At 63.5% G+C, this 16,851-nt stretch carries 15 protein-coding genes and 1 tRNA gene; 4 read left to right on the top strand and 12 right to left on the bottom strand.

Going from position 1 to position 16,851, the window contains the following annotated elements; genetic code table 11:
* Nucleotides 1–105: 105 nt before the first annotated feature.
* A complete protein-coding gene (gene gltX, locus GJV37_RS04355) occupies nucleotides 106–1,590 on the bottom strand; it encodes a glutamate--tRNA ligase (protein WP_024767344.1) in 1,485 nt (494 codons plus the stop codon).
* A gap of 61 nt (nucleotides 1,591–1,651) precedes the next feature.
* A complete protein-coding gene (locus tag GJV37_RS04350; protein WP_193452167.1) occupies nucleotides 1,652–2,572 on the bottom strand; it encodes a LysR family transcriptional regulator in 921 nt (306 codons plus the stop codon).
* A gap of 109 nt (nucleotides 2,573–2,681) precedes the next feature.
* On the opposite strand from GJV37_RS04350, the gene GJV37_RS04345 reads away from it, so the two are divergent.
* A complete protein-coding gene (locus tag GJV37_RS04345; RefSeq protein ID WP_024767346.1) occupies nucleotides 2,682–3,716 on the top strand; it encodes an HlyD family secretion protein in 1,035 nt (344 codons plus the stop codon).
* Nucleotides 3,706–5,265 (top strand): MDR family MFS transporter, encoded by a 1,560-nt coding sequence (locus GJV37_RS04340; RefSeq protein ID WP_037017955.1) that lies wholly within the window; start codon nucleotides 3,706–3,708, stop codon nucleotides 5,263–5,265. The genes GJV37_RS04345 and GJV37_RS04340 overlap by 11 nt, the downstream gene beginning before the upstream one ends.
* Before the next feature lie 112 nt (nucleotides 5,266–5,377).
* On the opposite strand, the gene uvrB is transcribed toward GJV37_RS04340, so the two are convergent.
* Nucleotides 5,378–7,393 carry an excinuclease ABC subunit UvrB gene (gene uvrB, locus GJV37_RS04335; RefSeq protein ID WP_084357425.1) on the bottom strand — a complete coding sequence of 672 codons (2,016 nt, stop codon included), beginning with the start codon at nucleotides 7,391–7,393 and terminating at the stop codon, nucleotides 5,378–5,380.
* A 184-nt stretch (nucleotides 7,394–7,577) separates the two neighbouring features.
* On the opposite strand from uvrB, the gene GJV37_RS04330 reads away from it, so the two are divergent.
* Nucleotides 7,578–8,774: an amino acid aminotransferase gene (locus GJV37_RS04330; RefSeq protein WP_024767348.1), complete on the top strand. Its 1,197-nt coding sequence runs from the start codon at nucleotides 7,578–7,580 to the stop codon at nucleotides 8,772–8,774.
* 69 nt (nucleotides 8,775–8,843) lie between these two features.
* Nucleotides 8,844–8,919, top strand: a tRNA-Asn gene (locus GJV37_RS04325).
* A gap of 249 nt (nucleotides 8,920–9,168) precedes the next feature.
* Here the strand turns inward: GJV37_RS04325 and GJV37_RS04320 are convergent.
* The 9 genes from GJV37_RS04320 to GJV37_RS04280 all read right to left on the bottom strand — a co-directional run bounded on the left by GJV37_RS04320 (nucleotide 9,169) and on the right by GJV37_RS04280 (nucleotide 16,838).
* Nucleotides 9,169–9,516 carry a ComEA family DNA-binding protein gene (locus tag GJV37_RS04320; protein WP_024765976.1) on the bottom strand — a complete coding sequence of 116 codons (348 nt, stop codon included), beginning with the start codon at nucleotides 9,514–9,516 and terminating at the stop codon, nucleotides 9,169–9,171.
* Nucleotides 9,517–9,712: 196 nt separating this feature from the next.
* The gene (locus tag GJV37_RS04315; RefSeq protein ID WP_170858335.1) at nucleotides 9,713–11,701 is read right to left on the bottom strand and encodes a polysaccharide biosynthesis protein; all 1,989 of its coding nucleotides are present in this window, start codon (nucleotides 11,699–11,701) and stop codon (nucleotides 9,713–9,715) included.
* Nucleotides 11,702–11,771: 70 nt separating this feature from the next.
* Entirely contained in the window at nucleotides 11,772–12,797 is a 1,026-nt protein-coding gene (locus GJV37_RS04310; RefSeq protein ID WP_038803625.1) for an MraY family glycosyltransferase, read from the bottom strand.
* The gene (locus GJV37_RS04305; RefSeq protein ID WP_193452166.1) at nucleotides 12,794–13,756 is read right to left on the bottom strand and encodes a UDP-glucose 4-epimerase family protein; all 963 of its coding nucleotides are present in this window, start codon (nucleotides 13,754–13,756) and stop codon (nucleotides 12,794–12,796) included. Before GJV37_RS04305 ends, GJV37_RS04310 begins: the two co-directional genes overlap by 4 nt.
* 55 nt (nucleotides 13,757–13,811) lie before the next feature.
* Nucleotides 13,812–14,963, bottom strand: a complete 1,152-nt coding sequence (locus GJV37_RS04300; RefSeq protein WP_170858334.1) for a hypothetical protein — start codon at nucleotides 14,961–14,963, stop codon at nucleotides 13,812–13,814.
* A complete protein-coding gene (locus GJV37_RS04295) occupies nucleotides 14,956–15,261 on the bottom strand; it encodes a lipopolysaccharide assembly protein LapA domain-containing protein (protein WP_024765972.1) in 306 nt (101 codons plus the stop codon). The genes GJV37_RS04300 and GJV37_RS04295 overlap by 8 nt, the downstream gene beginning before the upstream one ends.
* A 33-nt stretch (nucleotides 15,262–15,294) precedes the next feature.
* Complete coding sequence (gene ihfB / locus GJV37_RS04290; RefSeq protein ID WP_003091441.1) at nucleotides 15,295–15,579, bottom strand: integration host factor subunit beta; 285 nt, start codon at nucleotides 15,577–15,579, stop codon at nucleotides 15,295–15,297.
* 197 nt (nucleotides 15,580–15,776) lie between these two features.
* Nucleotides 15,777–16,376, bottom strand: coding sequence for an FMN-dependent NADH-azoreductase (locus tag GJV37_RS04285; RefSeq protein ID WP_037013416.1), 600 nt, complete (start codon nucleotides 16,374–16,376; stop codon nucleotides 15,777–15,779).
* Nucleotides 16,377–16,523: 147 nt separating this feature from the next.
* The gene (locus GJV37_RS04280; RefSeq protein ID WP_024765971.1) at nucleotides 16,524–16,838 is read right to left on the bottom strand and encodes a hypothetical protein; all 315 of its coding nucleotides are present in this window, start codon (nucleotides 16,836–16,838) and stop codon (nucleotides 16,524–16,526) included.
* Nucleotides 16,839–16,851: the final 13 nt, after the last annotated feature.

Here is a 16,851-nt window from a genome sequence, read left to right as displayed (position 1 = left end):
CCGCGGCTCGCCTGCCCTCCCCCGGTACGTCCGCAATCAACGACGCCGGTGTGAAAAAAGGCCGGAGCTTTGCAGCGTCCGGCCTTTTTCAGTGGAGGAAAGAACTCAGGAGCCGATGGCGTCGCGAATCTTTTCCCACTCCTTGGCTTCTTTCTTCGACGCACCACCCAGCAGTTCCAGGGCCTGGCGCAGGCGATAGCGCGACAGGTCGGCGCCGAGGATTTCCATGGCGTCGAGCACCGACACCGAACTGGCCTGACCGGTGATGGCCGGGAACATCAGCGGCATCACGTCACGCAGCTTGAGACCCAGGTGTTCGGCCACCGCCTGGATGGTCGCGGTGATGCGATCCTTTTCCCACTGGCGCAGCGCTTCGAGCTTCCACAGGACCAGTTGCAGCACCTGGCGAACCTGGGTGGCATCGAGTTTCTTGTGCTCGAACAGCTTGGCGTCCAGCGGCACGCCGCCGCTGAAGAAGAAACCGGCCAGCGGAGCAATCTGGCTGAAGTTCTCCACGCGGCCTTGCACGTGCGGGGCGATCTTCATCAGGTACTCGGGGTTGAGCGCCCACTTCTGCACTTCCTTCGCGAAGTCCTCGACGGACAGCTCGCGGATCCACTGGCCGTTCAGCCAGGAGAGCTTCTCGATATCGAAGATCGGCCCGCCCAGCGACACGCGGGACAGGTCGAAATGCTCGATCATCTCCGCCAGGCTGAACTTCTCGCGCTCGTCAGGCATGGACCAGCCCATGCGGCCGAGGTAGTTCAGCAGCGCCTGGGGCAGCAGGCCCATGCGCTCGTAGAAGGTGATGGAGGTAGGATTCTTGCGCTTGGACAGCTTGCTCTTGTCCGGGTTGCGCAGCAGCGGCATGTAGCACAGCACCGGCTGCTCCCAGCCGAAGTACTCGTACAGCTTGATCAGCTTGGGCGCCGAAGGCAGCCACTCTTCGCCGCGCAGGACGTGGGTGATGCCCATCAGGTGGTCGTCGACCACGTTGGCGAGGAAGTACGTGGGCAGGCCGTCGGCCTTCATCAGCACCTGCATGTCCATGCGGTCCCACGGGATTTCCACGTCGCCACGGAGCATGTCCGGCACCACGCAGACGCCCTCGGTCGGCACCTTCATGCGCACCACGTGGGACTCACCGGCGGCGATGCGCTTGGCCGATTCCTCTTTCGGGATGTGCATGCAATGGCCGTCGTAGCGCGGGGTTTCCTTGCGCGCCTGCTGCTCGGCACGCAGCGCGTCGAGGCGCTCGGAGGAGCAGAAGCAGGGGAAGGCGTGGCCCTTGTCGACCAGCTCGTCGCTGTACTGCTTATAGATGGCGCCGCGCTCGCTCTGCCGATACGGGCCGTGCGGGCCGCCGACGTCCGGGCCCTCATCCCACTCGATACCCAGCCAGCGCAGTGCGTCGAAGATCTGCTGTTCCGACTCGCGGGTCGAACGCACCTGGTCAGTGTCCTCGATACGCAGGATGAACTGACCGCCGTGCTGGCGGGCGAAGCAGAGGTTGAACAGCGCGATATACGCGGTGCCGACGTGCGGGTCACCGGTGGGAGACGGCGCGATACGGGTGCGGACTGTGGTCATGAAGGCTCTCGTGTGCAGCAATTCTTCGTGTGAAGCGGACAGCGCGCGACGGCGCACGCGCTCATGGGTGCGATGGTATCAGGCGGGCCGCCTTCGGCTCCAGCCAGCGACCGGGATCGATGGGCAGGTTGTTGATCAGGAAGTCGAGGAAGGCCTTCACCTTCATCGCCTGGAAGCGCCGCGACGGGTACACCGCGTACAACTCGCCCACCGGCAGCTGGATCTGCGGTAACACCCGGACCAGACGTCCGCTGGCCAGCTCCTCGTCGACGATGAGTTCCGGCAGCGAGGCGATTCCCGCCCCCGCCAGCACGGTTTCGCGGGCGAAGGTGATGTTGTTGCAGGACAGCACCCGGTGGCACGGCACGGTTTCCCCACGCAGTGGCCAATAGCGCTGGGAGTCTGCCTGCAACAGCACGGCGCGGTGGCCGGCGAGTTCCTCGACGGTCTCGGGGCGGCCGTGCAGCTCCAGGTAATCCGGGCTGGCGCACAGGCAGCGGTTGGTGGTGAGCATGCGCCGGGCGATCAGCGTCGAGTCTTCCGGCTGGCCGACCATGATGACGATGTCCACGCCCTCCTCCAGCGGATCGACGTTGCGCGAGGTCAGCTCGACCTCGGCGGTGATCTGTGGATAAAGGTTCATGAAATCGCCCAGCACCTTGGCCAGGTACATCTGGCCGAACTCGATGGGCGCGGTGATTCGCAACAATCCCGAAGGCGCCTGCTGCAACTGCATCACCGCCTGCTCCGCCTCGGCGAAGTCGTGCATGATCTGCCGGCAGCGGTCGTAGTAGGCCTGGCCCACCTCGGTCAGGCGCAGCTTGCGGGTAGTGCGGTTGATCAACCGCACGCCCAGGCGCTCTTCCAGCAGCGCGATACGCCGGCTCACCGTCGACTTCTGCATGCTCAGGCTGTGCGCGGCCTGGGTGAAACTGTGCAGCTCCACGACGCGGGTGAAGATCAGCGCATCATCCAGCCCCATGATTGTTCCCTATAAGCAACAAAGTTTCCGAAGTGTAGCGGCTACGTGCTGCCACGGAACACTGTTACATTGGCAAACATTTTTTGGCCAACCAAACGCTCGTTTACCTATGCCCGCACAATTACAACGCCGCCTGACCGTGTTCTTCGTCATCCTCGCCGTGGTCGCCCTCGCCTTCCTGGCGCGCTGGTACTTCATCGGCCGCTTCGTCGAGACCACCGACAACGCCTACGTGCAGGGCGAGATCACCCGCATTGCCAGCCAGCTCGGCGCCCGCGTCGACGAGGTACTGGTGCAGGACAACCAGCACGTGGAGAAAGGTCAGTTGCTGGTGAAGCTGGAAGCTGCTGATTTCCAGCTCGCCCTGGACCGCGCCAAGGCCACCCTGGCCACCCGCGAGGCAGAGCTGGAGCAGGCGCGCAGCAAGCTCAAGGGCCAGACCAGCATGATCGCCGCCAGCGCGGCCGACGTGAATGCCAGCCAGGCCACCCTCGGCCGCACCGAAGTCGATCTCGGCCGCGCCCAGGCGCTGCGCAAGCCCGGCTACGTGTCGGAAGAACGCGTCACCACCCTGGCCGCCGACTCCAACGTCGCCCGCTCCCAGGTGGCCAAGGCCCAGGCCGACCTGCAGGCCCAGCGCGTACAGCGCGAAACCCTGGGCACCGATGTCCAGCGCCTGCAGGCGCAGATCGAAAGCGCCCGCGCCGACATCACCCAAGCCGAGATCAACCTCGCCCGCACCGAAATCCACGCGCCGGTCAGCGGCCTGGTCGGCCAGCGCGGCGCCCGTGTCGGCCAGTACGTGCAGGTTGGCAGCCAGTTGCTGTCGCTGGTGCCGGACGACGGCATCTGGGTCCAGGCCAACTTCAAGGAAACCCAGATCGGCAAGATGCGCCCCGGCCAGACCGCCAGGCTGGTGTTCGACTCCTTCCCCGACCAGCCCATCGAAGGCCAGGTACAGAGCCTGTTCGCCGCCTCCGGCGCGCAGTTCAGCCTGCTGCCGCCGGACAACGCCACCGGCAACTTCACCAAGGTGGTGCAGCGCATTCCGGTCAAGATCACCTTCGCCGACGACAACCCGCTGAAGGGCCTGATCCGCCCAGGCATGTCCGTCGAGGCCGAGGTCGAGCTGCGTGTCCGCTGATGCCCTGGTGCGGCCAGTCGGGGAGCCGACCCGCCGCGACTGGATCGCCGTGTTCAGCGCCATGCTCGGCGCGTTCATGGCGGTCCTCGACATCCAGATCACCAACTCCTCGCTGAAGGATATCCAGGGAGCGCTGGCCGCCACCCTGGAAGAAGGCTCGTGGATTTCCACCTCCTACCTGGTGGCGGAAATCATCATGATCCCGCTCACTGCCTGGCTGGTGCAGTTGCTCTCGGCGCGCCGGCTGGCGTGGATGATCTCGGTCGGCTTCCTGTTCTCCTCGCTGCTCTGCTCGTTCGCCTGGAACCTGGAGAGCATGATCGTGTTCCGCGCCATGCAGGGCTTCACCGGCGGCGCGCTGATCCCGCTGGCCTTTACCCTGGCGCTGATCAAGCTGCCGGAACACCACCGTCCCAAGGGCATGGCGCTGTTCGCCATCACCGCTACCTTCGCGCCCTCCATCGGGCCAACCCTGGGCGGCTGGCTGACTGAGAACTTCGGCTGGGAGTACATCTTCTACATCAACATCCCGCCGGGCCTGTTGATGATCGCCGGCCTGCTCTACGGCCTGGAGAAGAAGCCGCCGCACTGGGAGCTGCTGAAAAGCACCGACTACGCCGGCATCGTCACCATGGCCATCGGCCTGGGCTGCCTGCAGGTGTTCCTGGAAGAAGGCCACCGCAAGGACTGGCTGGAATCGAACCTGATCGTCAGCCTGGGCAGCATTGCCCTGGTCAGCCTGATTCTGTTCGTGATTCTGCAGACCTCGCGGCCCAACCCGCTGATCAACCTGGGCATCCTGCGCAACCGCAACTTCGGCCTGTCGAGTATTTCCAGCATCGGCCTGGGGATGGGGCTGTACGGATCGATCTACGTGCTACCGCTGTATCTCGCGCAGATCCAGGGCTACAACGCCATGCAGATCGGCGAGGTGATCATGTGGATGGGCGTGCCGCAGCTGTTCCTCATCCCGCTGATACCCAAGCTGATGAAGATCATCGAGCCGCGCCTGCTCTGCGCCATGGGCTTCGGCCTGTTCGGCATGGCGAGCTTCTTCTCCGGCGTGCTCAACCCGGACTTCGCCGGCCCGCAGTTCAATCAGATCCAGCTGTTGCGCGCCCTTGGCCAGCCGATGGTGATGGTCACCATCTCGCTGATCGCCACCGTCTATCTGCAACCGCAGGACGCCGGTTCGGCCTCCAGCCTGTTCAACATCCTGCGCAACCTCGGCGGCGCCATCGGCATCGCGCTGCTGGCAACCCTGCTGGATAGCCGCGCCAAGGTCTATTACGACTACCTGCGCGAAGCGGTGGTGCCGGTGAACGGTGCCGTGGACGAGCGCCTGGCGCAGCTGACCTCGCAACTGGGAACGCAGCAGGCGGCGCTGGGCAAGATCAGCGAGATCGTCCACCAGCAGGCGGCGATCATGGCCTACAACGACGCCTTCCATGCCATCGGCATCGTGCTGGCAGTCAGCATGGTGGCGGTGTTGCTGACGCGCCCGCTGCCGGCGGGCGTGGGTTCTGGAGCTGCGGCCGGGGCGCACTGAGTCCCAAGCCTCGCAAAATTCTGTAGGAGCGAGCTTGCTCGCGAAAGCTCAATCAGCCGGCCACACCGGCATCAGGCAGTTCGCGAGCAAGCTCGCTCCTACAAAGAGTCGATCAGCCCATCGACACGATGCGGTCGCGCAACTTGCCGATCTCGTCGCGCACGCCGGCGGCGGCCTCGAACTCCAGGTCGCGGGCCAGTTGGTACATGCGCTCTTCCAGCTGCTTGATGCGCTTGCCGATCTCCTCCGGCGTACGCGGCTCGTTGTCGTAGCGGCCGCTCTCCTCCGCGACTTTCGCCAGGCTGCGGCGCTTGCCCTTGGCGCCCGGCACCACGGCACCTTCGAGGATGTCCTTGATATCCTTGGTGACGCCCTTGGGCACGATGCCGTGCGCTTCGTTGAAGGCCACCTGCTTGGTGCGGCGGCGCTCGGTCTCGTTGATCGCCCGCTGCATCGAGCCGGTGATGTTGTCGGCGTAGAGGATCGCCTTGCCGTGCAGGTTCCGCGCGGCGCGGCCGATGGTCTGGATCAGCGAGCGCTCGGAACGCAGGAAGCCCTCCTTGTCCGCATCGAGGATGGCCACCAGCGCCACTTCCGGCATGTCCAGCCCCTCACGCAGCAGGTTGATGCCCACCAGTACGTCGAACTTGCCCAGGCGCAGGTCGCGGATGATTTCCACCCGCTCCACGGTGTCGATGTCCGAGTGCAGGTAGCGCACGCGCACGTCGTGGTCGCCCAGGTAGTCGGTCAGATCCTCGGCCATGCGCTTGGTCAGGGTGGTGACCAGTACGCGCTGATCCAGTGCCACACGCTTGCCGATCTCAGAGAGCAGGTCGTCCACCTGGGTGGTCGCCGGGCGGATTTCCACCTCCGGGTCGACCAGGCCGGTGGGGCGCACCACCTGCTCGATCACACGACCAGCGTGCTGTTCTTCATACGGGCCGGGCGTCGCCGAAACGAAGATGGTCTGCGGGCTGATCGCCTCCCACTCCTCGAAGCGCAGCGGCCGGTTGTCCAGCGCCGATGGCAGGCGGAAGCCGTATTCCACCAGGGTTTCCTTGCGCGAGCGGTCGCCCTTGTACATGGCGCCGACCTGGGGAACGCTGACGTGGGACTCGTCGATCACCAGCAGGGCGTTATCAGGCAGATAGTCATAAAGAGTCGGCGGCGGCTCGCCAGGACCACGCCCGGAGAGGTAGCGCGAGTAGTTCTCGATACCGTTGCAGTAGCCCAGTTCGAGGATCATCTCCAGGTCAAAGCGCGTGCGCTGCTCCAGTCGCTGGGCTTCCACCAGCTTGTTGTTGGTGCGCAGGTAGTCCAGGCGCACCTTCAGCTCGGCCTTGATCTGCTCCACCGCCTCCAGCAGCGTCTCCCGCGGGGTCACGTAGTGGCTCTTGGGGTAGAAGGTGAAGCGCGGCAGCTTGGTGAGCACTTCGCCGGTCAATGGGTCGAAGGCGGCGATGTTCTCCACTTCGTCGTCGAACAGCTCGACGCGGATGGCCTCCAGGTCCGACTCCGCCGGGAAGATATCGATCACGTCGCCGCGCACGCGGAAGGTCGCGCGGGCGAAATCCATGTCGTTGCGGGTGTACTGCAGGCTGGTCAGGCGGCGCAACAGCTCGCGCTGATCCATCTTGTCGCCGCGATCCAGGTGCAGGACCATCTTCAGGTAGGACGCCGGGTCGCCCAGGCCATAGATCGACGACACGGTGCAGACGATGATCGCGTCCTCGCGCTCCAGCAGCGCCTTGGTCGCCGACAGCCGCATCTGCTCGATGTGGTCGTTGATCGAGGAATCCTTCTCGATGTAGGTGTCCGAGGACGGCACATAGGCCTCGGGCTGGTAATAGTCGTAGTAGGAGACGAAGTACTCCACCGCGTTGTTCGGGAAGAAGGTCTTGAACTCGCCGTACAACTGCGCGGCCAGGGTCTTGTTCGGCGCCAGCACCATGGTCGGGCGCTGTACCTGGGAAATGACGTTGGCGATGCTGAAGGTCTTGCCGGAGCCGGTCACCCCCAACAGCGTCTGGTGCGACAGGCCCGCTTCCAGCCCCTCAACCATCTGTCGGATGGCTTCTGGCTGATCGCCAGCGGGCTTGAAGCGCGAATCCAGCTGGAATAACGACATGGGAACCTCGCTTTGACGTGTGACGCTTCGGTCGCCAAAGCGTCATACCAGTCGAAAAGCATGCGCGACAACTCGCCGCCTGCCATAGAGGCCTATATAATACCGGCCCGTCGACGCAACCCCCAGCGCCGTGAGCGGGTGGGTTGCAATTGCACTTCACTCCCGCCTTAGAGCTGCTGCCAAAATGAGTCTGTTCTCCGCTGTCGAAATGGCCCCCCGCGACCCGATCCTGGGCCTGAACGAAGCTTTCAACGCCGATACCCGTCCGGGCAAGATCAACCTGGGCGTGGGCGTGTATTACAACGAGGAAGGTCGCCTCCCGTTGCTGCGCGCCGTCCAGGCCGCGGAGAAGGCCCGCATCGAAGCCCACGCTCCGCGCGGCTACCTGCCGATCGAAGGCATCGCCGCCTACGATTCGGGCGTGCAGAAGCTGCTGTTCGGCGCTGATTCCGAGCTGCTGGCCGAAGGCCGCGTGGTCACCACCCAGGCCGTCGGCGGCACCGGCGCGCTGAAAACCGGCGCCGACTTCCTCAAGCGCCTGCTGCCCAACGCCACGGTCGCCATCAGCGACCCGAGCTGGGAAAACCACCGCGCCCTCTTCGAAGCCGCCGGCTTCCCGGTGCAGAACTACCGTTACTACGACGCCGCCACCCACGGCGTGAACCGTGCCGGCCTGCTGGAAGACCTCAACGCCCTGCCCTCGCAATCCATTGTCGTTCTGCACGCCTGCTGCCACAACCCGACCGGCGTCGACCTGACCCTGGACGACTGGAAGCAGGTGCTGGACGTGCTCAAGGCCAAGGGCCACGTGCCGTTCCTCGACATCGCCTACCAGGGCTTCGGTGACGGCATCGACGAAGACGCCGCCGCTGTGCGCCTGTTCGCCCAGTCGGGCCTGAACTTCTTCGTCTCCAGTTCCTTCTCCAAGTCGTTTTCGCTGTACGGTGAGCGCGTTGGTGCCCTGTCGGTCGTGACCGATAGTCGTGAGGAATCCGCCCGCGTCCTGTCCCAGGTCAAGCGCGTGATCCGCACCAACTACTCCAACCCGCCGACCCACGGCGCCAGCGTCGTCGCTTCCGTCCTGAATAGCCCGGAGCTGCGTGCGGTATGGGAAGAAGAACTGGGCGAGATGCGCACCCGCATTCGTGCCATGCGCGAAGCCATGGTCGCCCAACTGGCAGCCCAGGGCGCCAAGCGCGACTTCGGCTTCGTTGCCCAGCAGCGCGGCATGTTCTCCTACTCCGGCCTGACCGCCGAGCAGGTTGAACGCCTGAAGAACGAATTCGGCATCTACGCCGTCGGCACCGGCCGCATCTGCGTGGCCGCGCTGAACAACGGCAACCTGGACACCGTCACCCGCGCCATCGTCCAGGTGCTGTAAAAAATTAAGGGGAAGTCATCGCCTGATTGTTGACTTCCCCTTCTTAATCAGTAAGATACGCACCGTTGTTCCGCGATAGCTCAGTCGGTAGAGCAAATGACTGTTAATCATTGGGTCCCTGGTTCGAGTCCAGGTCGCGGAGCCAAATTCGAAGCCCTCGGCACATGCCGGGGGCTTTTTTATTGGGCCTCCGGACTCTCTCCAGGCACTGAGTCCCAGGTGGTGCCCCCTTCGGAGCCGCGCTGAGGCGCGTTCGGCTGACGCCGTCGAGTCCAGGTCGCGGAGCCCAAATTCGCAGCCCTCGGCACATGTCGTGGCTTTTTCTTTGGACTCGAAAAAGTCTTCAATGAAAAAGCCGGTCGACGACCGGCCTTTTCATTCCAACTGGCAAAGCTCAGAGCGAAATCTTGTCGCGATTCTTGTCCAGCGTACCCTTGCCGATGCCCTTTACTTCCAGCAATTGATCGACCGTGGTGAACGGACCGTTGGTTGTGCGGTAGTCAACGATGGCCTGTGCTTTCACCTTGCCGATGCCTTTCAGGGAATGCTGCAACTCTTCAGCCGATGCAGTGTTGATATTCACGGCCGCCACCTGGGCAATAGGCGCCTTCTCGGCCGAAACTGTGGTTTCGGCTGAGGGTTTTACGGCCGGAGCCCCATTGGTGGCTGCCAGAGCGGCTCCACCGAACGAGAGGCCCGCCAACAGAATCAGACTTGTAACGGAAAGCAGACTCTTCTTCATGGATCGTTCCTTGATGCAACAGGTTTCGAGGCAGGCACGATTGCGCTGCCTGGAAAACATATCGCCAGGAACACCGGTGAAAACGCCGGTTTAGAGAGTCGGCGGCAGATTCCGGCGCCGCCGACAGTTCACCAAGAAAGGACTGACATGACTCGCAGACGCAGCAGCGGCGCTGCCTGCTAGGTAGCCCACCGACTCAGGGCTCCATTCGCCGCTGCTGATGGATCAGGTCGACGATCTCGCCCTCGGGGCAATAGCCGCTGACGGTTTCCCGCAGTAGTTGCCGCACACGTGCGTAATTGCCCTGCTCTACCGCCTTGAGCAGATCAGCCAGGACGAGCTTGAAGCCCTCCCAGTGCATCAGCTCCTCGTTGGCCTTCATGATCATGGGATGCTCGGTGGCGCAGACGTTGTCGCCGATCAGCAACTCCTCGTAGAGCTTTTCGCCAGGCCGCAGGCCGCTGAACTCGATGGAAATGTCGCCCTGGGGATTGCGCTCGGAGCGGACGCTCAGGCCGGACAGGTGGATCATCCGCTCGGCCAGCTCGAGAATCTTCACTGGCTGCCCCATGTCCAGCACGAAAACGTCGCCGCCGCGCCCCATGGAGCCCGCCTGGATCACCAACTGGGCCGCTTCCGGGATGGTCATGAAGTAGCGGGTGATGCCCGGATGGGTCACGGTAACCGGACCACCGCGCTTGATCTGCTCGCGGAACAGCGGAATGACCGAACCGGAGGAGCCCAGCACATTGCCGAAGCGAACCATGGTGAACCGGGTCTTGTTGACCTGGTGCACGCCGGACTTGTCGCCGAACAGCACCGGCGCGGACTCCTGGCTCAATGCCTGCAGAATCATCTCCGCCAGGCGCTTGGTGCTGCCCATCACATTGGTCGGGCGCACTGCCTTGTCGGTGGAAATCAGCACGAAGTGCTCGACGCCGGCCTGCACCGCCACCTGGGCGGTATGCAAGGTGCCCATCACATTGTTCAGGACGCCTTCGGAGATATTGTGCTCGACGATGGGCACATGCTTGTAGGCCGCGGCGTGATAGACCGTCGCGACCTTCCAGGTGCGCATGACATCGAGCAGGCGCTCAGCACTGCGCACGGAGCCGAGGATCGGCACCAACTGCACCGCGAGGGACTCGCGCTTGACGCGGTTCTCCAGCTCCTGGTGCACCCGGTAGAGGTTGTATTCGCTGTGTTCGAACAGCACCAGCACGGTAGGCGACGAACCCAGGATCTGTCGGCAAAGTTCGGAGCCGATGGAGCCGCCTGCGCCAGTGACCATCACCACTTCGCCGCGGAGACAGTGTTCGAACAGCTCCTTGCGCGGCTCGACCGGGTCACGCCCGAGGAGGTCGGCGATGTCCACTTCCTGGATGTCGTCTACCCGCACCCGGCCGTTCGCCAGCTCGATGAATCCCGGCACGCTTCGCACGTGGACCGGGTAGGGCTCGAGCAAGCCGAGAATTTCGCGGCGGCGGGCGCGCGTCGCAGAGGGAATCGCCAACAGCACTTCCTGCACGCCGGTTTCGTCGATCATCTGCTGGATATGCTTGGGCTTGTAGACGCGCAGGCCAGCAATGATACGGTTGGCTATCTCGTCATCGTCATCGATGAAAGCGACCGGACGCATCGCGCGACCGAGGCGCAAGGCGGCAACTAATTGGTTGCCGGCAGAGCCCGCGCCATAGACGGCAACCTTCGGCAAGCCGTCCTGTTGTTTGAGGAACGGGACCGCCTGCACGGTGCTGTACCAGTCCCCCATGAAATACTGGCGCATGGCCAGGCGTAGTCCGCCGATCATCAGCAGGCTCAGCCACCAGTAGTTCAGGACCAGCGAACGCGGAACCGCCTCGATTACCGAGCGGTTCCAGTAAACCACCAGCGACAACAGCAGCGCCGAGATGGTCACCGCCTTCCAGATCGCGATCAGCGCGTCGTTGCCGAGGTAGCGCATGACCGCGCGGTACATGCCGAAACGGATGAACAGCGGAATCGCCACCGCCGGGGCAGCAAAGAACAACCAGCCGTGCACGCGGAACGGGTACTCCAGATCGTCCGTACCCAGTCGCACGATGAACGCCAGCCACAGCGCAAACCACACCAGGCAAATATCGGTGGTGACCTGCAGTAACCGTTTGTTTCGTCTCGGAAGCCTCAGCAGGCGTTCTCGAAGCATCAGCGCTTGTCCTTATCCCGAGCAGAGGAAATTTTCCACCCGCTACATTGACCACCCAATCCGGCGGAGTTCAGCTCACATCCTGTTCATCCGGACGACCTGCACCCAGATGAGCTACGACAAGCACCAATGGAGCATAGGCGACAATCAGCGCCAGCAAGCCTGAAACATGCCCCAGCGCGACCAGCAGCGCCAGCGGCAGGAGCCAGAACACGTTGATCGCGGTTACCGCCAGCGATACCCGCAGATGACTGCCGTAGCGTCGCGAAGCGCGTTGGTAGGCATGGCTGCGATGCGCTTCGTAGACGCGTTCGCCGCGCATCAGCCGATGAATCAGGGTGAACGTCGCGTCGACGATGAAAACGCCCAGGAGAATCAACCAGCTCCAGATCAGCGGCGGGGCCACCGAGGAGGCCTGCAGCGCCAGACCGCCGAGGATCAACCCGAGGAAACCACTGCCCGCATCGCCCATGAAAATTCGCGCGGGAGGGAAATTCCAGACCAGGAAGCCCGTCGCCGCCAGGCCCAGCAGCAACGGCAGCCAGACCTGCTCCACCACCCCGAACGCCCAGCCGCAGAGGGCTCCACCCAAACAGACGCTGACGGCCTCCAGGCCGGCAATACCGTCGATGCCGTCCATGAAGTTGTACAGGTTGAGCAGCCAAACCAGGAACACCAGCCCCAGGAGGTCACCTGCCAGGCCCAGGTCCAGCGCGCCCCAGGGCAACGGCAACACGGGCACGCCACCCAGCCAGCAGAGCAGCCAGAGCGCCGCGACAAAATGCCCCAGAAGCCGCCAGCGTGCCGGAATATGGCGGTGATCGTCGAGGAAGCCAATGGCCGCAACCAGAGCGCCGGCCGGCAGCAGGGCCACCAGGCTGGCCCCGCCGACCATCCCGAGCACGGCCGCCAAGGGCAGGCTGCCGAGAAAACCCAGTACAATCGCAACACCACCACCGCGCGGCGTGGGAATCCGGTGCGAACTGCGGGCGTTCGGAATATCCATGATGCTGCGCGCCAGCGCGTAGCGACGAACACCCGCCGTCATGGCCCAGGACGCAATGAACACTGCCAGAAGCAGCAATGCCGCACTCATCTTCTCTGCTCCTGACCGTATCCCTGCACTGTTTCCAGCAGGGCCTGTTCGACGCTCACGGGGGGAGCCCAACCCAGCCGGCTGCGGGTTGCGGAAATATCCACCTGCAGGCATCCCAGCAGGCGCTGAACCTGTTGGCCTCGCCCGGCCAGCAGCCCCAGCAGGCGCAACAACCCCGCCGGAACCGGCAGAAGTCGAGGCTGCAAGCCCATGGCCCAGCTCAGGCTGCGACACAGCTGGGCCGTGGACAGATCTTCCCCATCACTGACCAGGAACATCTGCCCTGCCGCCGCAGGATGACGCGCGCACAGCACCAACAGGTCGACCAGATTATCCCGGGCCACCAGGCTGCGGCGATTGTCGATAGCGCCGAAGGGTAACGGCAGACGGCGCTGCAAGGCGCGCATCAGGCTGGCGAAGTTGGCCTTGACCCCTGGGCCGTAGACCAGTGGCGGGCGCACCACCACGACCTCCAGTCCCGTCTGCCGGGCAATCTCGAACAAGGCTCGCTCGGCCTCGAGCTTGGATTGACCGTAAGGGTCCTGCGGCTGCGGCTCGGCATCGGCCGTGAACGGCCGACCAGGCGTGGTTTCCTCGCCATTGACCTTGATCGAACTGACAAAGACAAAACGCCTCACGCCCGCCGCCGCAGCCTGCTGCGCCAGATGCCGGGTCGCCTCGACATTCACCGCGCGAAACTCGGCGAGTGGATCGGCAGCCAGCTCGTCCATGACGTGAACCCGGGCAGCGCAATGAATCACGGCATCGATCCCTTGCAGGGCCGGCGTCCAGGATTGCGCCACGCTCAACCCGTCGATGAGCGCCACCTCGACACCTTCCGGAAACTGCACAATGGCGCCACGCTGGGCGACGCGAACCTGCACATCATCTTCCTGGCACAAGCGAGCCAGCACGCCTCGGCCGACAAAACCGCTCGCGCCCGTGAGTAGAACCTTCAATCCAGCACCTGCAGAACCTGACGCCAGCGGCGCCTTCCATGTTTGAGCGAACGCGTCAGAGCGGCGAGATGACCGGTCGCAGCGCATTCCAAGCGTGACAGCTGGGACATTGCCAGTGCAGTTCGCGGCCGGCGAAACCACACTTGCCGCATCGATAGCGCGGCATTGTCTTATACAAACCGATGATTATTGGAGCGATTTTTCCGGCTGCCGAGTCTTTTTCGCCATCGTTTCCGACTACTTCAAGGTACTCGCCGACTCCTTGCCAGGAAGGATGACGCTCCACCCGCTCCAGCAGGCTCTCGCGCCAACCGGACGCTCCCGCTGGCAGCTCGTTTTGCGCCAGTAGGGCGAGGATTGCCGGCGGCACTTCCTCGCCAGCGGCCAAACCCCGCAGGCACGCCAGCAACTCGGGCCGGGCAAGGCCATCATGGCGACGCAACAGCGGCACGATCTCGCCCAGGAAGGCCTTGGCATCGCTCGCCAACTCGCCAACGGTAGCCACGGCAGCGACCTGATCCTTGCGCCACAACTCGCAGTCCAGCCGCATCAGCAGAGCGCGCACGCAGCGCTTGTCCACACGGCGAGCCTCACGCAGCAACTCCTGCATGGCACTGCGATCGCCGGTCCTGCCCTTCTCCTGGGCGAGTTCGCAGTAGTAGTTGGCCAACGCCGCGCTCAGTTCGGGGCGACTTGCGACCAGGCGCGACGCCAACTCGATGGCGCGCGACCAGTCCTTCTCGCGCTCGCAGATCAGCCGTTGTTCATCCAGCGCTTCGAGGGAGATGGGTTCATCGCGCTGCTGCGTCAGCTCGTCCAGCAGTTCCTCGGCGCTACCCAACAGGCCGCCAGCGATGTAATCGCGCGCCAGTTCCAGGCGCACCTGTGCCACCAGCGAACCATCTTCGCCGGCGCGGCCCAGCAGTTCCTGGTGAATGTGGATGGCTTTCTCGATATCGCCGCGACGGCGAAACAGGTTGCCGACGTGCAGGTGGCTTTCGAGAGTCTCCGGGCTGACGACCAAGCCCTGGGACAAGCTTTCCAGCGCATCGTCGGAGTGTCGCTCCAGCAGGTTGTGCATGCTGTGGATACGGCTCCGAAGGTGGGTTTCGGAGGCTTCCCGGGGTCGGGAAAGAGAACGACGCCCCATCCACCAGCCGATGGCCAGGGCGCAGAAGAAGAACAGCGTGGCGATGACGCTAGGCATGGTCCGTCAGCGACTTTTCACGCAGCGCGTCATTCTCCTTGCGGAAACGAGTGACTTCGGAGCGCAGGCCGCTCATGCGGGCATGCGCCTTTGCCCGGAAGGGAATGCTCAGCAGCAGGCCGATCACGCCACCGACGATGAAGGCAAGGGAAATGAAGACCACCAGCGGCCACTGCGGCGATTGCCAGCCGAGGAAGGTCAGCTGTGCGGACTGCAGGTTCTCCAGGACGAAAACCACAACGATGGCGGCCAGGACGACCAACGCCAGAATCAGCAGGAAACGTTTTGCCCGAAGCATGGACACTCCTTCTTGAAGACGGATACCCCGGGGTCACTCGGGTTCGTTGACGCGGTCGCGCAGCTCCTTGCCGGGCTTGAAGTGCGGGACGAACTTGCCGTCCAGGCGCACGGACTCGCCGGTTTTCGGATTACGCCCCACGCGCGGTGCGCGGTAGTGCAGAGAGAAGCTGCCGAAACCCCGGATTTCGATGCGATCCCCCGTCGCCAGAGCCTGGGACATTTGCTCAAGCATGGTCTTGATCGCCAGCTCCACATCCTTTGCGGAAAGCTGCCCCTGATGGGTGACGATTCTCTCGATCAACTCCGACTTGGTCATGGTTTTCCCTTCTTTTTCAAGCGGCTAGATCAGCTCTAGGTTCTTTTAGCATGCTGATCATGCTTTGAACAGCCCGAACGGAAAGGATGTGTTTTCTGCCGGTCAAGTAGCCGGCGAATAAAAAATGGCCGACTCCCAGGCAGGGAATCGGCCACGGTCGCGTCCAGGAGCGGGAGGACGCGCAAGCGGGAAGCGGATCAGGCGATGGCGGCGAGCTGCGCCTTGGCCTTGGCCAGGCCTTTCTCGGCGAATTCACCGCCCATGTTCAGGCCTTCGGCGTGGATGAAGGTCACGTCATGGATGCCGACGAAGCCCAGCGCCTGGCGCAGGTAGGGTTCCTGGTGATCCAGCGCGCCGCCGGCGTACACGCCGCCACGGCTGGTCAGGACGAAGGCGCGCTTGCCGGTGAGCAGGCCCTGCGGGCCGGTCTCGGTGTATTTGAAGGTGACGCCGGCGCGCAGCACATGGTCGAGCCAGGACTTCAGCGTGCTGGGGATGGCGAAGTTGTACATCGGCGCGGCCAGCACCAGCACATCGGCGGCTTGCAGTTCGGCCGTCAGCTGGTTGGAGCGCTCCAGCGCGATGCGCTCGATCTCGCTGTGCTCCTGGGCCGGCTTCATCCAGCCACCCAGCAGGTTGGCATCCAGGTGCGGCACCTGCTCGATGGCCAGGTCGCGAACCTGGATCTCGTCCGCCGGGTGCGCCGCCTGCCACTGCGCGATGAAATCGCGGGTCAACTGGCGGGAAACGGAACCTTCCTGGCGGGCACTGCTTTCGATGACGAGAACGCGGGACATGGACTGGACCTCCATCGGTCATTGAATGTGTCGATGGAGGCTATCCTAGAGATGAATAAATCGATAAAAAAGCGCAAATAATCGCTTCTAATTATCGAATAAATTGATTTCTCGCAAAACTGCTTCTAGTCTTGTCCGGCAGAGTACTCAACCCGGCACGCAGGTGAGCTTGATGCGCAGCTTGATCACTGCGCGACTGAAGCTGGAAGTCAGGTTCGCTTCCTTGCCCGGCGCGATGGAAGCCTTGCGGACATGCGGAGTTTCCGGGCCATTGACGAAGACTGCGGTGCAGGTCGCCTGTTCCTGACCATTGTTGCGCAGGATGATGGCACCCATCTGGTCGCCTATGTCCTGGGTGTCATAGTCCACCTGGGTGCCCTTGAGGGATTTCTCCACTTCAATGGGATAGGCCAGGGCGGTCAGCGGCAACAGTGCCAGAACGGCACAACAAAATTTTTTCATGGCGGTCTCTTGT

This window comes from Pseudomonas nitroreducens (assembly GCF_010994165.1).
Taxonomy (GTDB): domain Bacteria; phylum Pseudomonadota; class Gammaproteobacteria; order Pseudomonadales; family Pseudomonadaceae; genus Pseudomonas; species Pseudomonas nitroreducens.
This window is presented reverse-complemented; position numbering and strand designations above follow the sequence as displayed.